This window comes from Lactobacillus kimbladii (genome assembly GCF_014323605.1).
GTDB lineage: Bacteria > Bacillota > Bacilli > Lactobacillales > Lactobacillaceae > Lactobacillus > Lactobacillus kimbladii_B.
The window spans coordinates 132,243-153,823 of the sequence record NZ_SCMB01000004.1; the positions used below are offsets into that span (position 1 = coordinate 132,243).

Genomic DNA, 21,581 nt, shown 5'->3' on the forward strand with positions numbered 1-21,581 from the left:
CAGCGTGGTTTTCTTAAAATCAGTAATTAATTCAGAAAAAGATTTAAAGGAGTAAAAAATGTTACAAGCAATTAACTTAAAAAAAGGTATGGTCTTTAGTCAAGATGGCAAACTAATTCGTGTTTTAAAGGCTAACCATCATAAGCCCGGAAAGGGCAACACTGTTATGCAGATGGATTTGCGTAATGTTGAAAGTGGTGCTGTGGTTCATAAAACTATGCGTCCAACGGAAAAAGTAGATTTAGTCGAAATCACCAAAAAAAATGCGCAGTATCTTTATAATGAAGGTGATATTTATACGTTTATGGATACTGAAACTTATGAACAATATGAGGTTTCAGCAGAACAATTAGGTGATGATAAACTTTATCTGATGCCTAATATTGAGGTTCAGTTGGAATTTGCTAATGACAGCAAGCTGCTTGGTGTGGAATTACCATCAACTGTCACAATGAAAGTAACCCATACTGAGCCAGGCATTAAAGGCGCAACTGTTACCGGTTCCGGCAAACCAGCTACTATGGAAACAGGTTTGGTAGTCCAAGTTCCCGACTTCATTAAGGAAGGTGAAGAACTGGTTATCAATACGGCAGAGGGTGCCTATAAGTCAAGGGCCGAAGGAAGTAAATAATTACATATTTACTATAAGAATAATAAAAAGACGTAATTATAAAATGTATTGAGCCCCAAAAGTTGTCCAACTTTTGGGGCCTTTTTATTACTAAATATCACCTACAGCTTTTCTGGTAGTAAGCATTGACTCTTGTAAATCAGCTTCTTCTTGCAAGCATGAAGTCAAAATATCAATTAGGTACATATTCGAAAACTGGGAATTAATAAATTTCTCGTTATTAGCAAAGCGCGGATTATATACGTGAAAAATCAGGTCGCTAAGTTGGGCAACAGGATTTTCGAGATAACTGGTAATCGAAACGATTTTTGCCCGATGTTTCTGCGCTAAGGTCAGTGTTTTAACAATGCAGTCAGTTGTACCGCTATTTGATATAGCTAAAAAAAGATCATTACTGTTGGCAATACTGGCACGCATTTCCATCCAATTTGGATCGCTGAAGCTTTGAGCATCGAAACCCATTCGCATAAGTCTTAGACCAAATGTAGCAGCAGAAACACCGGAACTACTGGAACCAATTACAATAATATGTTCTTGCTTTTTTAACAACGCAATAAACTTCTTGATTAGACTTTGATCTATCATTTGCTGAGTATTTTTAATAACTGTTTGATAAAAAGTAAAAACTTCACTTAAAATGTCATCTTTTTGTTTAGGAACAGTATTAATTAAATGATGACCAATGCTAACCTTCATGTCGGAATAACTTTGACAGCCGATTTTCTTGACGAACCTGGTAATGGTTGAAATAGAGGTTGAAGTGTGACGTGCCAGTTCAGTAATTTTCATATTATTTATTTGAGGACTGTTTTGCAAAATATAATTGGCAATAACTTTTTCATTTTTAGAAAAATTCAAATAATTTTTTTGGATTGCTATAAGTGGATTCAAAATAATTTCCTCCCAAGAAAGCCTTAAAGTTTATTGTAAGCGGATAGATTTGCTTTTTTTCATTATAATACATTTTATAAAAAATGAAAATAATTTTCTAAAAAAATAAATTGAGAAAAATATTTTCTTGTAGTATTATCATTAATGAAAGGGGTATCAAAAGCTAATGAAAAAGCAACCATACATTTTACCGAACATTTCTATGAAACGTGATGGTGAGCAACTGATAATTAAATTGCAGAATGAAAACAATGGCCCTTATCAGCTTTTAATGGGTGATGTACCAGAACTTGAAAAAATACAAAAGTTTATAGCTGAAAGCTCTAGCGGCGATTTTACAGTCAAAATTCCACGCAAGAATTTACCAAAATACTATATTATCAAAAACACCGCTTCTCATTTTGTGACGAATATCTTTGCTGAACGAGTTATTCCACTTGAAAATGCAATAAATATCAGAGATATGGGAGGCTACTCAGCTAAAGACGGGCGCTTTTTAAAATGGGGTGTTTTGTTTCGCGGAGATCAGTTATCAAAGCTGGATGAAAGTGACCAGCAAATATTAACAAATTATAACTTACAAACAATTGTTGATTATCGTTCACCACATGAAAGACAGTATCATCCCAATAAATATTTGCCTACAGTTTTACAAATTCTCAATTGTGATCCACAGTCAAGCTTTTCTGAGGCTGCCGCAAATGTAGTTGATTTAAAGGGTGAAAATGAAAAGCTGGTACAGTCTTTGGAAAATGGTGAAGTCCCAGAAAGATATATCAACGATCGTGGCGACAATGTCATTGAAAGTTATGAGGACCTAGTAACCTCTCCGATTGCGCAAAAGTCTTATGGCAGAATGCTAAAAGCTGTGGTGCGCAGAGAAGCTTTGCCATTACTTCACCATTGCCGTGGTGGCAAAGATAGAACCGGTTTTGGCTCAATGCTGATATTGCTGCTTTTGAATATTAAAGAAGAAGATATTGTGCGCGATTACATGCTGACTAAAATTATTCGCAAAGAGAGGAACCAGTTAAAGTATGACTTGTATCATAAACTGGTTCAGAAAAAATCATATCTTGATTATTTAATGGCTATGATTGATACGCGCGAAAGTTACATTAAAGCGGCAATCAATAAAATATACAAGCTTTTTGATACTCCCGAAAATTATTTTCAGCAACATTTTAAATTAACTATGGCAGAAATTACCAATGCCAGAGATTTTTATTTGGAAAAGGGGAACGAAAATGGCAGATAAAAATTCCGCAGTTGCAGTGATTTTAGCTAGTCATGGCTACATGGCAAAAGAAGCATTGCGAAGTGCAGAAATGATTGTAGGTAAGCAAGATAATTGTGCTTATTTGGCTGTGACTGAAGACCTGAACTTGGATCAGGCAAAAGAAAAAATGAATCAAATGTATGATGAACTTGACACCAGTAATGGCACCATCATTATATGCGACATTTTAGGTGGCACCCCGTCAAATGTCAGTGGTACCTTTTGCTTAGAAAAAGACAACATCTTGGTGTTAAGCGGGTTGAACTTGCCAATGTTGCTAGATTTATTCACCAACCGCAATCGCAGTTTGGCTGAACTAGCAGAATCACTAGAGAAGTCCTATAACATGGGCTTTCAGAATATTTCAGAAAGATTTAAAGAAGAGGAGCAAGACAAAGATGGCAGTGGAATTTTGTAGAATTGATGATCGTTTAATTCACGGACAGGTGGTAACGACTTGGCTTAATGTTAAGCAGATTGAGCAAGTGATAATTGTTGATGATAAGGTTGCCAAGGATAAGATTCAATCGAATGTTCTAAAAATGAGTGTTCCGCGTAATGTTAAATTACATATTTTTTCAACTGAGAAATTTTTAAAAATTGTCCCTCATAACCCAGTTACAAGAAGAACCATGCTTTTATTTGCCTCTCCATTTACGGTGGAAAAGATTGTTGACAGTGGTTATCAGATACCAAAATTAAATATTGGTGGCATTCGCGGCAATGATGAACGTAAACAATATACCAAAGCTGTTTTTTTAACTGATGAGGAAAAGAAATCACTGGAGAAATTGCTGGATTTAGGAGTAGATATAGAGATTCAAATGGTTCCAACAGATGGAGCCGTTAAATTAAGTGAGGTTTTACAAAAATGAAAGTCTTTATCTTAACGGCTTTGGCCTTTCTTTTAGGAATTGATAATGTCAGTACAAAGATGTTCAGGCGTCCTTTGTTAATTGCACCAATTGTGGGTATTATTTTAGGCAATTTGCAAGCTGGACTTATTATTGGCGCAACACTTGAAGTTATGTGGATGGGTATTGGTGATGTTGGTGCCTATATGGCTCCAGACATCATTACCGGTACGATGATTAGTACTTCTCTTGCAATAATGGGTAACACCAGTGGCAATATTTCAACAATGGTGGCAACTGCCATTACACTGGCTGTTCCAACTTCAATTTTGGCGCAACAACTACTTGTTTTAATCGAAACAATTAACTGTTCTCTTAACGGCTGGGCCAAACGGCTAGCTGATAATGCTGATGTTAAAGGTACATTTTGGCTAACATGGCCACCAGCATTTTTATACGGTTTTGCTTGTGCATTCCCTACCTTTTTGGCTCTACAATTTGGTGCTGGAGCCATTCAACAAGCAATAAATGACCTGCCTAAATTTATCATTAATGGCTTAAGTACAGCAGGTTCAATCATTCCTTCTGTAGGTATTGCATTATTAATGATGACAATGCTTAAAAAAGGTGAATTATGGATGTTTATTATTTTAGGCTTTGTGTTATCGTCCTATTTAAAGCTGGATATCTTACCGATTACACTGATCGCCTTAGTATTTGCCTTCTTATATGAAAGAGCAACTCGTGAGCCGAATGCTAAAGCGCAAGTTTCACCAAATACTCAAGTCGACAATACAAATAGCGCTGAAGAAGATGATGAGGAGGACTATGACCTATGAGTGAAGAAAAATTAACTGCGCCAGAACATAAATTAAATAATAGAGATATTTGGCGCATGTTTATGCGACTCAATACAATGCGCATTACCTTAAACTATGAAACACTGCAAGGTGTAGGATTTATGCGGGCAATTGCACCGGCGCTGGCAAAGATTTATCCTAATAAAAAAGACTTATCAGAAGCTATGAAGCGACATTTGGTTTTCTATAATTCTCACGTTAACTTTGATGCCGTGATTTTAGGATTATCAGCTGCGATGGAAGAGACAACAACTCCCGATGAAAAAGATGGGATCAACCCATTAAAAACCGGTTTGATGGGGCCTTTAGCTGGTTTAGGTGATAGTCTGATTAAATTTACCTGGTTGCCAATCGTTGGTAGTATTGGTGCCTCAATTGCTTTTGGTGGCAGCATCTTTGGCCCAATTTTGATGTTTATTCTCTATAACATAATTAATATGGGAGCAAGATACTATGCTGTTTCATTTGGTTATAAAAAGGGAATTGCTTTTTTAAATAATAACGAACAAAGCGATGTCATCCAGCGTATTTCCACAATGGCTAATGTAGTTGGATTAATGGTTGTTGGTGCTCTGATTTCAACAGTTATTAAAGTCAAAACACCATTAAAAATTGTTGTTCACTCTAATGTATCTAACAAAGTTGGTGGCAATGTCATTAGCTTGCAATCGATGTTTGATAAAATTATGCCGGGTCTGTTAAGCCTACTGGTAACTGTTTTGGTTTACTACATCTTAAAGAAGACTAATGGTAAACATGCAGCAATGTTAATTATTGCAATGATGGTGGTAGTAGTTGGCTTAACCTATTTCAAGATTTTATAATACCCGGCAATTCTTTAGTTTAAAGCTTTAATATAATTAAAAAGGCTGCTAAATTGTGTTAACAAAATTTAGCAGCCTTTTAAGGTGTAACCTTGCTATTTCTTGCTTATTAAAATATTTTTCTAGGACTTCTTATGGAGTTCAGAAACTTTATTTTTAACTTCTTTGGGATTAATTGGCTCTCCAAATGACAGTGTAGGAATTTTTAGTATAGCCCAAATAATTAAAGGATAGATCCCTATTTTCAGTTGTCCGAATACTGCAAGGACTGTTCCCAGCCATAAGAAGCAGGAACGGACAATTTTTAGATAGTATAACTGGCGGTTAGTTTTGATATCTTTTTGGCTTTTAATTTTAAAATATCTAATTTGTGCTTTTGGGCTACCTGCTGTTGACTGAAAATTATTTTTATTACTTTTCATGCTTGCTTCATTTTGATAATTCATTTTATATTGCTTATTAATAGTGCCAGAAGATGACTGGCTTTTATTAGAACTATTATTAATAAATAATTTACGAGTATCAAAAGTAGTCTTATTATAAATTGAATTATATATCTTTCTTTTAGGATGGGCCCAACCCATACCACGCTTGCCATAGTTGGGGATAATGGCTTTTTTAATAGCTCTCGTCGCTCTGCCTTTTGTTCTGGCAGAGATAGACTTTCTTAAACTGGGTTTTCTAAAACCGATTTTGATCATTATTTATTCTTCTCCCTAATCTTCCCATTTACATAAGGTGTAACCCTCGCTAATAGCTTCTTTTAAAGGCATTTGAGTAATGTTTCCATTTGCCGGTCGCAATCCGCGACAATCAGGATCAAAATGGTAGCGTTTGCCGGAGGTTGGAGCTACGTAAACTGTCCGACTATTGCGGTCATTAGCGGCAGCCTGCTTTGCTTGTGCCCTTTTTTGAGCAAGTAACTGCCTTTTTTGTGCGCGTCTTCTTCTTTGGGCTAGTTGTTTGGCGCGCTTTTCCCGCTGCTTTTGCGCTAACTGCTTTTTCCTTAATTTTTCTTTTTTAGCTGCCAGTTTTTTGGCTTGGACTTTTTTTCTTTTAGCAGCTAGTTTTCGCGCTTTTTCTTCCTGTCTTTTTTCAGCTACTGCTTTTTGCCTACTGCTTTTTTCTACTTTTGCTGAGCGAGACTCAGTGGAATGGTGTGTATTTTCTGTTTCATTGTTGCCAGACCCGAGATTAGTAAAGACAGTGATTACTGCAATAACAAGCCAAAACCACCATTTTTTATAAAAAGGTTTTTTATACTGCATATTTTATCTCCTCAATATTACAATATATTCTTTAATATAATGATACCGCATATAGATTTAAAATTCACATATTTTTTGCATAAATATATACAATACAAAATAATAGTCACTTTTATTTATTTACTATATAGAATAAAAACAGACGTTAAAAAGAGCTCCACCGCCCATTTGTTAAAGGTGTAAGAATAGCTGGGAGGCAAATTACTATGAGTATAGAGCCATTATCTAAATGGGTGATAGCAGCTGCTGAGATAGCAATGATGATAAAGGTATATTCAATAGTGCAGCATAATATCGAAATTCTGAATAATGATCATATTCCACATGCTCAAAAAGAAGCAGATATTGAATAATTGCTGCAATATCTTAACTAAAAGGGTATCTAGTTTAAACGCTAGATACCTTTTTTAAGGGCAAAGAGCAATTAATAATCATGAAAAAGTGACATTTATCATCTTTGAGTCTTGATATTTTACCGTTATAATGACCTTGTCATGACTTAGAAAGCGCTTTAAAAAATGTAATTTAATTTTTAGGAGATAACTATGAAGTGCAGTAAATATCGTTTTATTACTCAAATCACTGTGGCAACACTTTTGGGCTTAAGTCTAAAAGTTTTAAGTACAACCAATGCCAAAGCAGCTCAAATTGATGTTCCAGCAGTACTGATACAACAAAAAAACTTTGAGCGGAAAGGTCAGGATCCCTTGTTAAACGGCAAGTATGTTTCTAATGGTTATACAGATGGTGGTTATACATATCTCAACCCCAGTGACACATCACCGGAGCGGGAGAGCTCCTATCATCTGGATACGGATGAAGGTTGGTCTAATGACTTGCAAACAATAGTTTATGATAATGAAAATAAAGAGTGGGTTATTTATTATTTACATACAGCCAAAATAATTAATGGTGATGCTGGTGCCCAGCAAAATTGGCAGCGTGTAACCACAAAGGACTTCATTCATTTTTCTCAGCCCACTATCGCCATCAAGGATTTAAAAGGTGATATAGGTGATGCCTGGAGTAGTGTTTGGACAGGCTCAATCATTGTTAACGAAGGCAATATTACGGGCGTTCCCAAAGGTGCTCAAGTCGCATTCTTTTCAGGCTTAAGTAATAAGGATAACCAGCAGAATATTTGGGCCCCTTGGTCTGATGATAACGGCAAGACCTTTGCTCATCCTTTAAATGAAAAAAAAATCATATTAGATCATTATTGGCCGTGGACTTCAATTAATAGATCAGATGAAAGAGACCCTGCTGTTTTTTATTGGCACAATAAACTCATTATGTACGTAGCTGAAGGCGATAATATTGGCGTTTACCAGTCTGATGATGGTCTTAACTGGTCTAACGCAAATGGTAATCAGGCTGACAGCAAAATTGCCAGCAGTACTTTTTTCAAAGGACTGCCGTTTGAAGCACCTGTCGAATGCCCCGCTTTAAGAAGCATGAAAACGGCAGGCGGAGAAACAAAACAAGTGCTTTTCTTCGGTGCCAAAGCGCCACAAGCGAAACAGACAACTGGCACTTATTATATAGTTGGACACCTGGACGACAAGGGAATGTTTACCCCCGAAACGGAAGCGAAAAGGCTAGACCAGGGTACTGATTATTATGGTGCCAACTTTAGTGGCAATTACAACTTGGAAAAAGCGGATGATTCACTCATCTCAATGGGTTGGATTGGCAACTGGAACTATACCAATTCAGGGATTAAGGCGAATCAAGAAGGCTTTTTACCAAATTCAACGCGGATAGGAACATATTCCTTAGCCAGAAAAATAAGTTTAAATGACGATTTGACAATCAATAGTGTGCCTTTAACTACTGAACTAAAGGAAAAGAATGTTCAAAAGAGTGTAGGAGAAGTTGCCAGCCAAAAGCCGATTGCTGATGACTACTACAATTTATTAAATTTAAAAAAGCAACCAGCAAATAGTAAGTATGTGTTGCACTTTTCAACTAAAGTCCAAAGTGCATATCAAGGGGCTGTGAGACTGGTGCTTAATCAGGGGCAGGACAACAATATCCTAATTTTTGATCCTGCAACCGGCAAGTATCGTCTTGATGGCGTAAGCAGTGAGTTATCAGGAAACGCGGCTAATTATTATAAGAATGGTTATGAAAGCGGCATGGGTTATATTAATGACACCGGCTTGAAAGGCTCAGCTGAATTTACAATCACAGTTTATACTGATAAAAATGCTATTGAAATTTTCTTTGAGAATGGTCAAGCGGCAACTGTAGCCCGCTTTTGTGTTAACAATGTGCAAGATGTGAAAATAGACGCCCAAGATGAAAGTAATAAGAATCAATACGAAATAAACTATGGTCAAGTAGGCAAAGACCTGATCGGCTTTGCAGAAAAAGCTACAGCAAGTGAACCTGGTGGAAGTACAAATAGCGGAAGTAACGTAATTAACACTGAAACTCCTAACGTAAATAACCCTCTGGCTAATAAGCCTGATACAAATAAAGAAACTGATAATTCAACAAAGAAAAAACAGGTACAAAAAAGGGTTGTGATGCATAATTCTTGGGTTTATCACAGCAATGGCAAAAAGTCTTTTCTTAAAATAAATGCTGGGGCAACGATTTCTACGTATGGTGTAAAAGAAATCAAAGGCAAGAAATACTATATTTTGGCAAATGATAAGTATATTCTGGCAACTAATGTGACGGGCAGGAAACGGCAACTACGCCACAATTCTTTTGTCTACAATCAAAAAGGACAAAGAATTAAACGTTACTACTTTAAGAAAGGCAAAAAATTGGTAACTTTTGGTGGCAGCGTGAAACTCAAGCATAAAGCCTTTTATATCATTGGCAAGAACATGTATGTCAAACGAGCTAATTTTTAACTACTCTAAATAGATAAAAATGCACTTTCACAATCTGAAAGTGCATTTTTGCTATTTAATTTGTTTCACTCTGATTAACCTGTAATTGGATATTGAATAGTTGGGTTTCTAAATTGCCGGCTTTAAGGGCATTTTGTATTTTATAATCTAGCTTTTCCAGATTATCATTATAACCTTTGAATTTAGGTAAAACTGCACCGTCTTTCATAATCAAATCAAGCTTTTTAATAGTAAGGTTATGAAAATTGATCACCTTTTCATCCAAAATTTTTTGTGCTTGTGTGCTTTTTACAACTGCTGGTAAAACCGAGCATCCCATATTGGTCTTCATGACTTCTCTTTGGACTTTTTTATTGGTGCATAGTAACTTCATGAATTCCCAAGCTCCCTTGGTGTTTTTAGCTTTACTCGATATTGCAAACATGGTGGTTTCAATTGGCGTCGCCTTAATCTTTTTAATACCGGGCATTTTGGTACACTTCCATAAAAATTTGTTATTGCGGGTGATATGGAAAGGATAAGAAGTATAGGTCCGATATTGGGCGAGCCCTAACGGCATAAAGGCTACGCGCCCTTTGTCAAATAGCTCGGAGGTGACGTTAAAAGTCGACTGATCGTTAACAATGTTTTCTATCAGAGCAAAAGCTCGTCTGGAACGATCCGAAGTTAATTCAACGTTGCCGTCATTTTTATTAAATATTTGTGCACCATAGGCAAATTGGGCGTCTTGCCAATTGTAATTCATCGTTACACCATAGTATTTTTTCTTGGTATTGGAATAGGTCACTTGGTGGCACAGTTTATAAAATTGTTGCGGTGTCCAGTCATAACTCGGCATCTTGATGTTGAATTTCTGCAGCAGCGTTTTGTTCATGACCATTAGTGTGGGGTTAGCTTCATAAGGCAAGGCCAGTTGCTGACCGTTATACTGCCCCGCTTTAAGTGTGCTGGCATAAAAAGTTGAATTTTTGATGTTATCTTGCCACATAAAAGAGGATAAGCTTTTAAATGCGCCTTCACTGGCCAGAGCATTAAAATCGCGGTTGGGAACAATTATCAAATCTGGAGTTTTATTTTCAATGATTTTTTCACTTAACCAATTGCGGTAATCTTCTTGTTGAATACCACTTTCATACTTTATTTTGATGTTAGGGTGCTCTTGCTTAAATTTGCGGATAGCATAGTCAATTACTTTATATTGGTGTCCGTTGGGTACGTTCCAGCTGCTGCTGGTATAAAGCCCGATGGTTAACGTCTTTTCATTTTCTTTCACACGGTAGCGCCAATAAAAAGCACCACTGATGACTAGGATAAATATAACCAGAATTATAATGATTTTATTTTTGCGTTTCATTGTCATCCTTAATATTTTCGCTTGTAACTCCAGTTTGTACAGCCCAAATTGCTAGTTGTGTGCGATCGCGCAGTTGTAGCTTATCCAGAATTTTTGAAATGTAATTCCGAACGGTTCCTTCTGATAAAAAGAGTTTAGCTGCAATTTCTTTGTTGGATAAGCCTAGCCCAACTTGCTGGATTACCCGCCATTCATGCTGGGAAAAGTTCTTAGTATCTTTATCGTTTACTTGAATAGCATAATTTGCCTGCGCCATTTTGGAAAAGAGCCGAAAGACTTTTTCGGCAATATCGGGATTGATCATTGCCCCGCCGTGATACACAGTTTTGATTGCTTGATATAGCTCCTTTGTTGAAGCGCCTTTTAATAAATAACCTGAAGCACCATATTTTAACGCGCTGAAAATAAAATCATCGTCATCAAAAGTAGTTAAGATTATTACCTTAATACTAGGATATTTTTCTTTGACATATTTTGTGCAAACAGTACCATCCATGACCGGCATCCGCACATCCATTAGGATAATGTCTGGTTTCTTCTTTTTAATACTCGCCAGTACTTCTTGACCATTCGCAACGGTATCCGTAACGGTGAAGTCGGAATTGGCATCAAGAATTATTTTTAACGAGTCTCTTATTAATTGTTGATCGTCAGCTATCATTATTTTAATCATACATATCATCCTCTGCTGGAATATCAACTACTATTGTAAAACCGTTTTGGCCGTCAAAATTAATTTTCCCATTTATTATAGCTACCCGTTCTTTCATTTGCGTAATTCCATAGCCGGGGACAATTTTTTGGGTTCCCGTGCCGTTGTCCTTAATTACCATTTGGTATGTCTTTTGATCCGGTTTAGTGCAGGCAATAGAAACCTGGCTTGCGTGACCATGTCTGAGCGAATTAGTAATTGATTCTTCAATTATTCGAAAAACCACGTTTTCGGTTGTTTTTTCAAAATCTGCTGAGCCCCAATGGTAAGAAAAATCAATTTTAATGCGGGAAATATCAGCATATTCCCTTAGCATTTTTTTAAGAGATTCTTGTAAAGTATAATTATTTAGCGCGCCGGGGCGAATACGATTTAATGCTTTACGCACATCTTTAATTCCTTGTTTAACAGCAATCTGAGTTTTCTCCAACTGCTTTTTGGCTTCTTCTTTATTAATATCAATTAAAACTAAAGTTGCATCAATTCCAGCTGCAATACCTGTAAGGGCGTGCCCAACAGAATCATGTATATCACGTGCGATGCGTTTCCTTTCGCGATCTTTCGCGATATATTCTGACAAAGCAGCGTAATTTTTTAATTCATAGTTGGCTTTGGAAGCTAAAGCCAATTTGTTTTGAATATCATTTTCTTGGTTTAACTGGTAAATGGCAAAATAAATTAAAATTAAGATGAATAAGGTCAAATTAAAAATGGTAATAAAGTTTTTCCAAACTAATAATTTTGGTCCGATATTAATGGGTAAGAAATTTAAGTAAATCGTTAAGTCTGGCAAGGTTATAAAATGACTAAGAATTGAATAATCTGTGATTACAAGTAAAAAAAGTAAAAATATCGCTACCACTACCCAGACTAAATAGTCACGAAAGTCATATTGATTGCGGTTACTAATAATAAAATCTACGAAAATTAACAAGAAAATACCATTATATGTCAGGCGTAGAGATAGAAAAACAAAAATAGCTAAAATGAACTCTACGAAGATTATGGTGTTATTTAACTCTGTGTCATGTTTAAAAGCTGAATAATGGTGGTGAAATGACATTACAACTGCCAAAATTGAGAAACTGACCATGCTTTGTCCAAAAATTGCTTGAGGCGAATCGGGAATATGGTGTAATGATTCCAAAAATTGGTAGGATTGTGATGTTTTAATGACATAGTCTGTGGCATAAATAAATAATGTGGCATTAAATAAGATGGCAAAAAAATTGAGCCACAACATTGTTCTGCGTAAAAAAATTAAGACTTTGAATTTAGGCATTATTGCCACCCTAAAATGTTATAACGATTGATGTTTTTATTAGTTATTAAATAGACCGGCAAAATAATCTTTGAAGGCACTTTTTTGCCAGCAATTAGCTTGTACGCTATTTTGACAGCTGTCTTACCCATATTTAAAGGAGTTTGAGCAGCAGTGGCAATGGCATTTTGATTAACGCCTAAAAGCTTTTTCATGTTTTCAGATCCATCCACGCTATAAACAGCTATTTGTCGCTCCAACTGCACCTCATCGATTGCGGCTAGGGCGCCAACAGCTGCTTGGTCATTCAATGCCATGATGGTATCAAATTTGGGTCCTTTTTTAAGCGCCTTTTCTACTAATGGTAATGCTATTTCGGACTGCCCGTAAGTATTAATTTTGTCCACGATGTGAAACCGGTTGGCTTTCGGTGATTTTTTGATAGTATCAGTAAATCCTTTTATGCGATTATTTGCTGAATAAGCTGAATAGTGTTCCAAAAGTAAAATTTGTGCGGATCTTTTATGTCTTAATAGATGCTGAGCACATAATTGACCAGCATGATAATTATCTGAAAGAATGGTACAGTCGGCATAACGAGCTGATTTCATCTGTGAGTCGACCACGACGATTTTAATTCCCCTTTTCTTTGCTAAACGCAGTGCATTTTGAATTTTCATACTGTTGCCATCAACCGGATTAATAATAATGGCATTAACACCTTGGCGGATGAATGCATGAAGCTCTTCAACCTGTTTATTCACAATTAGTGCTGGATCTCTATTGTATAAACGGTCATGGTGGTCTTCGATATAATTAGCTATTTGCTCGTTTAAAACGGGGAAAAAACTATTATTCATAGTCATATAAGTAGAGCCAATTTTTATCTGATCATTCTGACTGGGATATGCAATAAATGCTACGTATACTATCGATATAAAAAAAGCAGCAAAAATCAATTCACTCAAAAGCAGGATTCTAGTTTTGTAGTGGGATTTTAAATTATGCTGCTTTTTTTTCCTGGATAAATTCATATCATCATCTCATTACATTGAAAATTTATTACTTATATAGTAATTATTGCTGAAAAGACTTTTACATTCAACCATATTTTAGAAAGCGCTTTTAAATAGTGACAATTGTCATACCTGATTTTATGACATTTAGCACTATTAGCATAAACAGTGCTTGTGCTAATTTTAACTTATACTAACGAAGAGAGGAATGAAGTATTGAAATATTTAATTTTGGTTTCTCACGGACAATTTGCTGAAGGAGTAAAAACTTCATTGGAAATGTTTGCTGGGGATGCTATTAAGCGTTGTTTTGCATTATGTCTTCACAATGGTGATTCTGCAGAAGACTTTACTAAGAAAGTTACCGCCTTTTTGCAAAAAGAAGAGTTTAAAAAAGAAGATGAATTTGTCGTCATTGCTGATATCATTGGCGGTAGTCCGCTTACTACTTTTTTAAATGTCTTTTCCGAAAAGGGTTATCTATCAAATTCTGTAGTAATCGGCGGAATGAACTTTTCAATGGCACTTACCGCGCTAATCTCCTTGGACACAATGCCTAAAGAAGAATTGGTTAAGTCAGCTTTAAGTGAAGGTAAAAAAGCAATAAAGCGATATGAAGTACCTCAAAATTCAGTTGATAACGAAGATGACATTTAAATCTAGGAGGAAAAACAATGACTGTTTCATTGATTAGAGTCGATGACCGGATAATTCATGGTTTAATTACTACCCGTTGGGCAAAAGAACGTCCTTGTGACGGGATTATAGCTGTAAATGACAAGGCAGCTACCAACCCTATCTTAAAATCCGCATATAAATCCGCGGGTGAAGATCAGGGTAAGAAAACATTTATATGGACAATGACTCATTTTAATGATGTTAAGGATAAAGTATTGAATTCTAAGACGCGGTACTTTTTGATTACCAAGAATCCACAAGATATGAAACACATTTTGGTCGATCTTGATTTTGTCCCAAGTGACCAAAAAGAGTTAATTGTGGGTCCAGGTAATGACCGTCCGGGAGCAATCAAATTAGGCAGTAATCAATCTTTTACACAAGAAGAAGGTGATGCTTTTGAGGCAATTAGCCAAAAAGGATATAAGGTTCACTTTGCTTTATTACCAGATAAACAATTAGGCTACTGGGATAAATTCAAAGGGAAATTCGGTTATTGAAATACATTTACTCAAACGAGTATCTAACCTAATAACTTTAAGTAAGAAGAAGGAGAAAAAATGACTATAAGTTGGTTACAAGCCGCTATTTTGGGAGTATTTGCGTGTTTATGTTCAAACTCCTGTATGGCTGGTCAAGCAGTAGGTAATTATACTATTGGACGACCACTAGTTGGTGGATTGGTCTGTGGTATTGTTTTAGGCAATCTGCCGCTAGGAATTGCTTGTGGAGTTGCTACCCAGTTGGTTTACATTGCGTTAGTTACACCCGGAGGTACGGTTGCTGCTGATGTGCGGGCAATTTCATATATTGGTATTCCTCTGGCTATGGTTGCTATTTCATCACGTGGACTTAATCCAATGGGTTCAGCAGCTGCAAACATGGCTAAATCTCTTGCTACTTTGGTAGGTACAGTCGGATCGGTACTATTTTATGCAGTGGCATTCATGAACCTGATTTGGCAGGCATTTGGCTGGAAAGATATTGAAAAAGGTAAGTTAAATCGTCTTTACGGAGTTGACTTTGGCTGGCCTTGGTTATCTCATTTGGTATTTTCGTTCCTGCCGACACTTTTGATGACACATTTTGGTGCAGAAGCTGTAACAGCTTTGAGAACAGCCCTACCAATGGATGGCATTCCAATGAAGACCCTATTTACTGTTGGTGCGATGCTGCCATGTGTTGGTATTGCTATCTTGCTTCGCCAAATTATTAATAAAGCGACTGATTTCATTCCATTTTTAGTTGGTTTCACTTTAGCAGCTTCATTACATTTAAACCTTGTTGCTGTGACTGTTATTTCATTATTATTTGCTGTAATTATGTACGAAATTGAAATGGCTAAGGGCTCAGAAAGTTCAAGTACTAGTTACGCCTCATCAAATGAAAATGCCGTTGGTGACGATGAAGAAGAGGAGGACATCTAAAAATGGATGCAGAAAAAAAGAGAATTAGTCATAAGACCCTAAGTAAGTCTTTTAATATCTGGTTTTGGGGTGCATTAACCTGTTTTTCACAAGAGCACATGCAGACGTTTGGCTATTTATGTTCGATGTTGCCAATTATCAAGGAATTATATCCTAATGATAATGAAACACAGACTAATAATATTAAGGCATATACAGCGTTCTTCAACACCAACCCAATGTTAGGTTCAGTTATCATCGGTGCTACTGCCAGTCTTGAAGAAGCTCGTGCAAACGGTGAAAATATTGATGGTCAAACTATTAATGACATGCGTGCCGGTTTGATGGGACCAATAGCTGGTATTGGTGACTCTTTAATTGACGGTACTTTGATTCCGATTTTACTTGGTATCGCTTTGGGTATGTCAAGAAACGGTTCACCAGTTGGTGCTATTTTTTACATCATCGTTTGGGATCTCATTGCTTACTTTGGGCAACGCTTCCTATACTTCCGTGGTTACAAGCTGGGAGATAAAGCTGTCGGCTTTTTAGTAGGTAAGCAAGGTAAAGCCGTTAGACGTGCAATCTCCATTATCGGTGGTATGGTTGTTGGTGGTGTTTTGGCTACCTGGGTTAACGTCACTACTTCTTTACAACTTAGAGATAGTACTGGACATGTTTTCCTTGATTTGCAAAAGCAGTTAGATGGTATCTTCCCCGGTATTTTAACAGTAGTCGTTACTCTTTTCTGCTGGTGGTTAATGTCCAAAAAGCATGTTTCTGCTATCTGGACAATGATCATTCTAATTGGTGTAGCTTTTGTCGGTGTTGTCCTTGGCTTATTCAATCCAGGACTTAAATACTAGAAGTAAAAACGGTGTAATAATGGACCTTAAGAAAATAACTGCCGGTTATCAAAACGAAGTTAATTATCAAAAAAAGATGCTGCAAAATTTACAGTATTGGCTGCAGACTTTATTAGCAATTGCCGCGATTGGTTTGGTTTTATGCTATTATTTTTATGGCAAAACCACTTGGCTCTTTATTGTGGGTGTGATTTTACTGGTATTTGGTGTTCTTGGCGGGGCTATTGTTGCTTATGGCAGGCACCGTGGCAAGCAGAATGTCAAATTGATAATTTCTGATTACGAAAAGAAAGTTAACTATTTAAAAAATAAATAAAAGTTCTGGCAAATAGTAAAAGACTAATAAATTACGTTAATGACGCGTTAATTTATTAGTCTTTTTATTTGTTTAGTTATAAAAATAAAGATGATAAATGCTTATATTAAATTTAATGCTTATAACTGTATTTGGATAACTTGCACACCAGCTTTGATGAACCCTTCAACCGTATCTCTAGGCGTAAAAGAATCAGTGATCAATAAGTCTATATCACTGGCCTGACCGATTACAAAATTAGAAAATTGGTTAAATTTGCTGTAATCAGCAACCACTATTAGTTTACGGGACTGTCTAATAATAGCTTTGTTTACTTTGGCTTCTTCCATAAAAGGTGTTGAAATGCCTCGCTTAAGGCTTAAACCCGCACAGCCGATAATTGCCCAGTCGGCAAAGATTTTTAAAAAAGGTTCAACTGCCAAGTCACCGCTCATAATCATTTTGCGAGTGACATTGCCACCGCTTAGGATAATTTGGCTGTTACTGGCACGCATGTCTAAATTTCCGGCATAGCCATTATTGGTCAAAATATTGACGTCTTTTTTGAGTAAGTACGGGATCGCCTCAAAAGCGGTAGTACTTGAATTGATAAAAACCCAGTTATGTTTCTCAATGTGAGAAGCTGCTTCTTCGCCGAGCCTTTGTTTAATGTAGCTGACAGAATCAGTAAAAGGAACTTCTTCGGGCTTTACTAACGAGATGATGCCTTTTTCCTGCAATATCTTGCCTTGATTAGCCAGATTGCTGCAATCTCTGCGAACTGTCATAATAGAAACGTTCAGCTTTTGACTCAATTCATCTAAGCTGATCTTTTTTTGATGGTTAAGTAAATCAATGATTTTTTGGCGTCTATTTTTGATTTCTTGATACGAGTTCTTCATTTTAAATTCTCACCATAATAACAACTATTTATTTTCAGTAACAAAAATTACCATAAAATATGATAATTATCAATAAAATAACTTATTTTTTGTAAAAACACCATAAAAAGTAATAATTATCTTTTAATATGGTTGAAAGCGATAACATACTACAATATAATTTAACATGAAAACAAGGATAAAAAGAACATAGGAGGAAAAAATGACGAAGCCAACTAATATTAATGAAGTGACACCACAAGTTTTTGCAGAAAATAATTTCCCAGAATGGGGAACTTTCTTAAACGAGCAAATTGCTGCCAAAAAGGTACCAGAAAAATCGTTTGCAATCTGGTGGCTAGGTTGCATGGGTACCTGGCTTAAAACACATGAAGGTACGAATATTGCAATCGATATGTGGAACGGTACCGGTAAACATACTCATGGCGATGGCAAGATGCGTCAAGGACACCAAATGATGAGAATGACAGGTGGCGAGGCTTTACAACCTAATTTACGTAATAAGCCTTACGTAATTGACCCATTTGCTATCAAAGATTTAGATGCACTGTGCGTTACTCATACTCACCACGACCACTTGGATATTTATACAGCAGCTTGTGTTAACAAGTTTTGCCCTAATGCAAAATTTATCGGCCCTCAAGGCGTAGCTGATGAATGGGAAGAATGGGGCGTTCCGGCAGAAAAAATCACTGTAGTTAAACCTGGAGATGAAGTTAAGGTTGGTTCAGTAACCATCAAGGCTTTAGAAGCTTTTGACCGGACTGAACTTGTTACAGAAGATGATCCGAATGTTAAATTGGCAGGTACTAAGCCAATAGAAATGGCTAAAGTAGCAGTTAACTATCTCGTTGAAACTTCAGGTGGAAACTTATACCATTCAGGCGATTCACACTATTCTAACACTTTTGTGAAACATGGTAACGAAAATAAAGTTGACGTAGCCCTTTGTGCATATGGTGAAAATCCACGCGGAATTACGGATAAACTTGATGATTCACAAGTTTTACGTATGGCTGAAGCTTTAAAGACAAAAGTTATTATCCCAATGCACTATGACATTTGGACAAACTTCTACAGCGATCCTAAAGATATTCTGGCTCTGTGGAACAGAAAAAAGAACCGCTTACAATATCAATTTAAGCCTTACATTTGGCAAGTCGGTGGAGAATTTAACTTCCCTCAAGATAAAGATAAATTTGAATATATGTACGATCGTGGCTTTCATGATGCATTTAAGAATGATCCTGACTTACCATTCCCAGAATTACTATAATTCTCTTTTTCATTAAAAATTTGGTAGGAGGAAATCATGCTCAGATATTTTTTAGAAAATCACTTGATTAATATTAGTCAGAAACACCCAAAAGATTGGCAGGAAGCCATCAGGATATCCGGTGAAATAATGAAGAAAAATAATCTTGTCACGGATAAATATATTGATCAGGTAATTGCAGACGTCAAACAATATGGACCGTATATTGTGATTGTTCCCGGTGTGGCAATGCCCCATTCGCAAGCCAACAGTTCGGAGGTTTTAGGTACTGGTATTGGTCTGACAATATTCCCAGAGGCAGTTTCCTTTGACCCAAATGATTCAGAAAAAGATGCGCAACTATTCTTTATGCTGGCTGCTAAAGATAACCCTACTCATATGAAAAATATTGCTAACCTCTCCAACTTGCTGATGGAAGATGACATGATTGAAGACCTACGTAAAGTGAAGAATTTACAAGATTATCAAAAAGTCATGCAAAAACATGATAAGAGTAAAGAAAAAAGCAGGTAAGAAAAATGCAAAATATTTTAAATGCTTTATTAGCTATTTGGAGCTACTTTGCCACTAATGTTTTAAATCAACCAGCGTTCATGATCGGCTTTATCGTTCTCATTGGCTATATTTTGGAACGTAAAAAGTGGTATGAAGTTCTGTCAGGTTTTTTAAAGGCTACAGTTGGCTACTTTATATTAGCTGCCGGGTCTGGTGGTTTAGTTAACACTTTCAGGCCGATTCTTGTAGGTCTTAAAGATCGGTTTCATCTTAGTGCGATGATTATCGACCCATATTTTGGGCAAAATGCCGTTAACGCCGGCATCATGCAGCGCTTTGGTCGTTCATTTGCGGACACAATGCTTTTACTGTTATTTGCCTATATTATTAATATCTTATTGGTCAGATTTTCAAAATACACTAAGCTGCGGGCCGTATTTACTACGGGCAATGTGCAGGTGCAGCAGGCGGCAACTGCCTTTTGGTTGATATTGTTCTGTTTTCCTAAATTAAACCGCTTTTCGATTTTAGCAATCATGAGTTTGATTTTAGGACTCTACTGGGCTGTAGGCTCAAACCTGACTGTTGGTATTACTCAGGAACTAACTGATGGAGCCGGTTTTGCTGTTGCTCACCAGCAGATGTTTGGTATTTACTTTTTTGCCAAGCTTTCCGAAATGATTGAAAAGCATTCGGTGAAAAAGAGCAATGGTAAAAACAAACGACTTGAAGACATTAAACTGCCAAGTTTTATGTCAATCTTTAATGACAATATGGTATCAACTTCAATCTTAATGTTGATTTTTATCGGCGCAATTTTAGTAGTTCTGGGGCCAGATTACTTAACCAAGGCTCACTTTATGCAAAAGGGTCAAAGTTTTATCTTTTACATTTTGCAAACAGCCTTGCAATTCTCAGTTTACCTGGCAATCCTTCAGCTTGGCGTCAGAACTTTCGTTAATGAACTAACTGAATCCTTCACGGGAATTTCAGATCGCTGGCTGCCAGGAGCTGTACCTGGGATTGACGTTGCTGCCACCTTAGGTTTTGGCTCCCAAAATGCACAAACTATTGGTTTTATGTTTGGTGCATTAGGCCAATTTACTATGATTATCTTACTGCTTGTTTTCCACTCCCCAACTTTAGTCATAGCCGGATTTATTCCGCTGTTCTTTGACAATGCCGCTATAGGCCTTTATTCAAATGACCGTGGAGGCTATAAGTGTGCGATGATTATGCCGTTCATTTCTGGCTTAATCCAAGTTGCAGGTTCAGCTTTAATCGCTACCTGGGTAGGTATGGCAAGATACGGTGGCTACCTCGGCATGTTTGACTGGGCTACTGTTTGGCCATTCTTCACGGTAATCATGAAATATCTCGGCTATATCGGTGTAGCAGTAATCATTATTTTACTTTTAGCTATTCCACAATTACAGTACCGTGCCGATCCCGAAGGATACTTTATGATCACTGAAGATTACCCAGCATGGAAGAAATTAAATAATAAAGAAGAATAACTAGAGAAAGGACGATTCTATATGAAGATTTTGACTGCGTGTGCTAATGGTTCAGGAACGAGCTTAATGTTGCTGCGGACTGTCAAGAAGACATTGGAGAAGATGGGCTACCAAGTAACTCAAGCTGATCATACTTCCATTTCAGAAGCAAAAGGTATTGCGCGTAACTATGACGTAGTTTTTACCTCAATTCCATTTATCAATATGTTTGATGAAGTTAAAAAGCGTGGCGGTGAGGTCATTGGCATAAAAAATGTTATTTCGGCTAAAGAAGTTGAAGACAAAGTAAATGCTTCTGACATTCCCACAAAGTTTAAAAAGAAATAGGA

24 protein-coding genes and 1 pseudogene are annotated in these 21,581 nt (G+C 36.7%); 17 read left to right on the plus strand and 8 right to left on the minus strand.

Going from position 1 to position 21,581, the window contains the following annotated elements; translation table 11 throughout:
* Positions 1–58: 58 nt before the first annotated feature.
* Positions 59–631, plus strand: a complete 573-nt coding sequence (gene efp, locus ERK18_RS07075) for an elongation factor P (RefSeq protein WP_187154867.1) — start codon at positions 59–61, stop codon at positions 629–631.
* 90 nt (positions 632–721) lie between these two features.
* On the opposite strand, the gene ERK18_RS07080 is transcribed toward efp, so the two are convergent.
* Positions 722–1,522 carry a MurR/RpiR family transcriptional regulator gene (locus ERK18_RS07080; protein WP_187154868.1) on the minus strand — a complete coding sequence of 267 codons (801 nt, stop codon included), beginning with the start codon at positions 1,520–1,522 and terminating at the stop codon, positions 722–724.
* A gap of 166 nt (positions 1,523–1,688) precedes the next feature.
* On the opposite strand from ERK18_RS07080, the gene ERK18_RS07085 reads away from it, so the two are divergent.
* Genes ERK18_RS07085 through ERK18_RS07105 form a run of 5 tightly spaced genes read left to right on the plus strand, consistent with a single transcriptional unit; the run spans position 1,689 to position 5,339 of the window.
* Entirely contained in the window at positions 1,689–2,780 is a 1,092-nt protein-coding gene (locus ERK18_RS07085; RefSeq protein ID WP_187154869.1) for a tyrosine-protein phosphatase, read from the plus strand.
* Positions 2,770–3,219, plus strand: coding sequence for a PTS sugar transporter subunit IIA (locus tag ERK18_RS07090; protein ID WP_187154870.1), 450 nt, complete (start codon positions 2,770–2,772; stop codon positions 3,217–3,219). The genes ERK18_RS07085 and ERK18_RS07090 overlap by 11 nt, the downstream gene beginning before the upstream one ends.
* The gene (locus ERK18_RS07095; RefSeq protein ID WP_122037218.1) at positions 3,200–3,676 is read left to right on the plus strand and encodes a PTS sugar transporter subunit IIB; all 477 of its coding nucleotides are present in this window, start codon (positions 3,200–3,202) and stop codon (positions 3,674–3,676) included. The genes ERK18_RS07090 and ERK18_RS07095 overlap by 20 nt, the downstream gene beginning before the upstream one ends.
* Complete coding sequence (locus tag ERK18_RS07100; protein ID WP_187154871.1) at positions 3,673–4,494, plus strand: PTS mannose/fructose/sorbose/N-acetylgalactosamine transporter subunit IIC; 822 nt, start codon at positions 3,673–3,675, stop codon at positions 4,492–4,494. The genes ERK18_RS07095 and ERK18_RS07100 overlap by 4 nt, the downstream gene beginning before the upstream one ends.
* Positions 4,491–5,339, plus strand: a complete 849-nt coding sequence (locus tag ERK18_RS07105; protein WP_187154872.1) for a PTS system mannose/fructose/sorbose family transporter subunit IID — start codon at positions 4,491–4,493, stop codon at positions 5,337–5,339. Before ERK18_RS07100 ends, ERK18_RS07105 begins: the two co-directional genes overlap by 4 nt.
* Before the next feature lie 506 nt (positions 5,340–5,845).
* Here the strand turns inward: ERK18_RS07105 and ERK18_RS09630 are convergent.
* A pseudogene (locus ERK18_RS09630) lies at positions 5,846–6,037 on the minus strand (hypothetical protein); the annotation flags it as partial.
* A gap of 18 nt (positions 6,038–6,055) precedes the next feature.
* Positions 6,056–6,607 (minus strand): hypothetical protein, encoded by a 552-nt coding sequence (locus ERK18_RS07115; RefSeq protein ID WP_187154873.1) that lies wholly within the window; start codon positions 6,605–6,607, stop codon positions 6,056–6,058.
* Between the two features lie 206 nt (positions 6,608–6,813).
* Here ERK18_RS07115 and ERK18_RS07120 point away from each other — a divergent pair, with 206 nt between their 5' ends.
* Both ERK18_RS07120 and ERK18_RS07125 read left to right on the plus strand, forming a co-directional pair.
* Complete coding sequence (locus ERK18_RS07120; protein WP_187154874.1) at positions 6,814–6,960, plus strand: hypothetical protein; 147 nt, start codon at positions 6,814–6,816, stop codon at positions 6,958–6,960.
* A gap of 192 nt (positions 6,961–7,152) precedes the next feature.
* Positions 7,153–9,474 carry an SLAP domain-containing protein gene (locus ERK18_RS07125; protein ID WP_187154875.1) on the plus strand — a complete coding sequence of 774 codons (2,322 nt, stop codon included), beginning with the start codon at positions 7,153–7,155 and terminating at the stop codon, positions 9,472–9,474.
* Positions 9,475–9,529: 55 nt separating this feature from the next.
* On the opposite strand, the gene ERK18_RS07130 is transcribed toward ERK18_RS07125, so the two are convergent.
* From ERK18_RS07130 to ERK18_RS07145, 4 genes are read right to left on the minus strand one after another with little or no spacing between them, the layout of a single operon-like run.
* A complete protein-coding gene (locus ERK18_RS07130) occupies positions 9,530–10,828 on the minus strand; it encodes an ABC transporter substrate-binding protein (protein WP_187154876.1) in 1,299 nt (432 codons plus the stop codon).
* Complete coding sequence (locus ERK18_RS07135; protein WP_187154877.1) at positions 10,812–11,501, minus strand: response regulator transcription factor; 690 nt, start codon at positions 11,499–11,501, stop codon at positions 10,812–10,814. Before ERK18_RS07135 ends, ERK18_RS07130 begins: the two co-directional genes overlap by 17 nt.
* Positions 11,494–12,822, minus strand: coding sequence for a sensor histidine kinase (locus ERK18_RS07140; RefSeq protein WP_187154878.1), 1,329 nt, complete (start codon positions 12,820–12,822; stop codon positions 11,494–11,496). Before ERK18_RS07140 ends, ERK18_RS07135 begins: the two co-directional genes overlap by 8 nt.
* Positions 12,822–13,835 carry a substrate-binding domain-containing protein gene (locus tag ERK18_RS07145; protein WP_187154879.1) on the minus strand — a complete coding sequence of 338 codons (1,014 nt, stop codon included), beginning with the start codon at positions 13,833–13,835 and terminating at the stop codon, positions 12,822–12,824. Before ERK18_RS07145 ends, ERK18_RS07140 begins: the two co-directional genes overlap by 1 nt.
* A gap of 198 nt (positions 13,836–14,033) precedes the next feature.
* Between ERK18_RS07145 and ERK18_RS07150 the strand changes: the two genes are divergently transcribed.
* From ERK18_RS07150 to ERK18_RS07170, 5 genes are read left to right on the plus strand one after another with little or no spacing between them, the layout of a single operon-like run.
* A complete protein-coding gene (locus ERK18_RS07150) occupies positions 14,034–14,474 on the plus strand; it encodes a PTS sugar transporter subunit IIA (RefSeq protein WP_187154880.1) in 441 nt (146 codons plus the stop codon).
* A 17-nt stretch (positions 14,475–14,491) separates the two neighbouring features.
* Positions 14,492–14,995: a PTS sugar transporter subunit IIB gene (locus tag ERK18_RS07155; protein WP_187154881.1), complete on the plus strand. Its 504-nt coding sequence runs from the start codon at positions 14,492–14,494 to the stop codon at positions 14,993–14,995.
* A gap of 60 nt (positions 14,996–15,055) precedes the next feature.
* On the plus strand, positions 15,056–15,922 hold the full coding sequence (locus tag ERK18_RS07160; RefSeq protein ID WP_187154882.1) for a PTS mannose/fructose/sorbose/N-acetylgalactosamine transporter subunit IIC: 867 nt from the start codon (positions 15,056–15,058) through the stop codon (positions 15,920–15,922).
* Positions 15,923–15,924: 2 nt separating this feature from the next.
* Positions 15,925–16,767, plus strand: a complete 843-nt coding sequence (locus tag ERK18_RS07165) for a PTS system mannose/fructose/sorbose family transporter subunit IID (RefSeq protein ID WP_187154883.1) — start codon at positions 15,925–15,927, stop codon at positions 16,765–16,767.
* A complete protein-coding gene (locus ERK18_RS07170; protein ID WP_261982452.1) occupies positions 16,736–17,083 on the plus strand; it encodes a DUF202 domain-containing protein in 348 nt (115 codons plus the stop codon). The genes ERK18_RS07165 and ERK18_RS07170 overlap by 32 nt, the downstream gene beginning before the upstream one ends.
* Before the next feature lie 119 nt (positions 17,084–17,202).
* On the opposite strand, the gene ERK18_RS07175 is transcribed toward ERK18_RS07170, so the two are convergent.
* Complete coding sequence (locus ERK18_RS07175) at positions 17,203–17,964, minus strand: DeoR/GlpR family DNA-binding transcription regulator (RefSeq protein ID WP_046331536.1); 762 nt, start codon at positions 17,962–17,964, stop codon at positions 17,203–17,205.
* Between the two features lie 202 nt (positions 17,965–18,166).
* Between ERK18_RS07175 and ulaG the strand changes: the two genes are divergently transcribed.
* From ulaG to ERK18_RS07195, 4 genes are read left to right on the plus strand one after another with little or no spacing between them, the layout of a single operon-like run.
* Complete coding sequence (gene ulaG / locus ERK18_RS07180; RefSeq protein WP_046331537.1) at positions 18,167–19,240, plus strand: L-ascorbate 6-phosphate lactonase; 1,074 nt, start codon at positions 18,167–18,169, stop codon at positions 19,238–19,240.
* Between the two features lie 36 nt (positions 19,241–19,276).
* Positions 19,277–19,753: a PTS sugar transporter subunit IIA gene (locus ERK18_RS07185; protein WP_046331538.1), complete on the plus strand. Its 477-nt coding sequence runs from the start codon at positions 19,277–19,279 to the stop codon at positions 19,751–19,753.
* A 5-nt stretch (positions 19,754–19,758) separates the two neighbouring features.
* Positions 19,759–21,252 (plus strand): PTS ascorbate transporter subunit IIC, encoded by a 1,494-nt coding sequence (locus ERK18_RS07190; protein WP_046331539.1) that lies wholly within the window; start codon positions 19,759–19,761, stop codon positions 21,250–21,252.
* A gap of 21 nt (positions 21,253–21,273) precedes the next feature.
* Positions 21,274–21,579 carry a PTS sugar transporter subunit IIB gene (locus ERK18_RS07195; RefSeq protein ID WP_187154884.1) on the plus strand — a complete coding sequence of 102 codons (306 nt, stop codon included), beginning with the start codon at positions 21,274–21,276 and terminating at the stop codon, positions 21,577–21,579.
* The last annotated feature ends 2 nt before the right edge of the window (positions 21,580–21,581 follow it).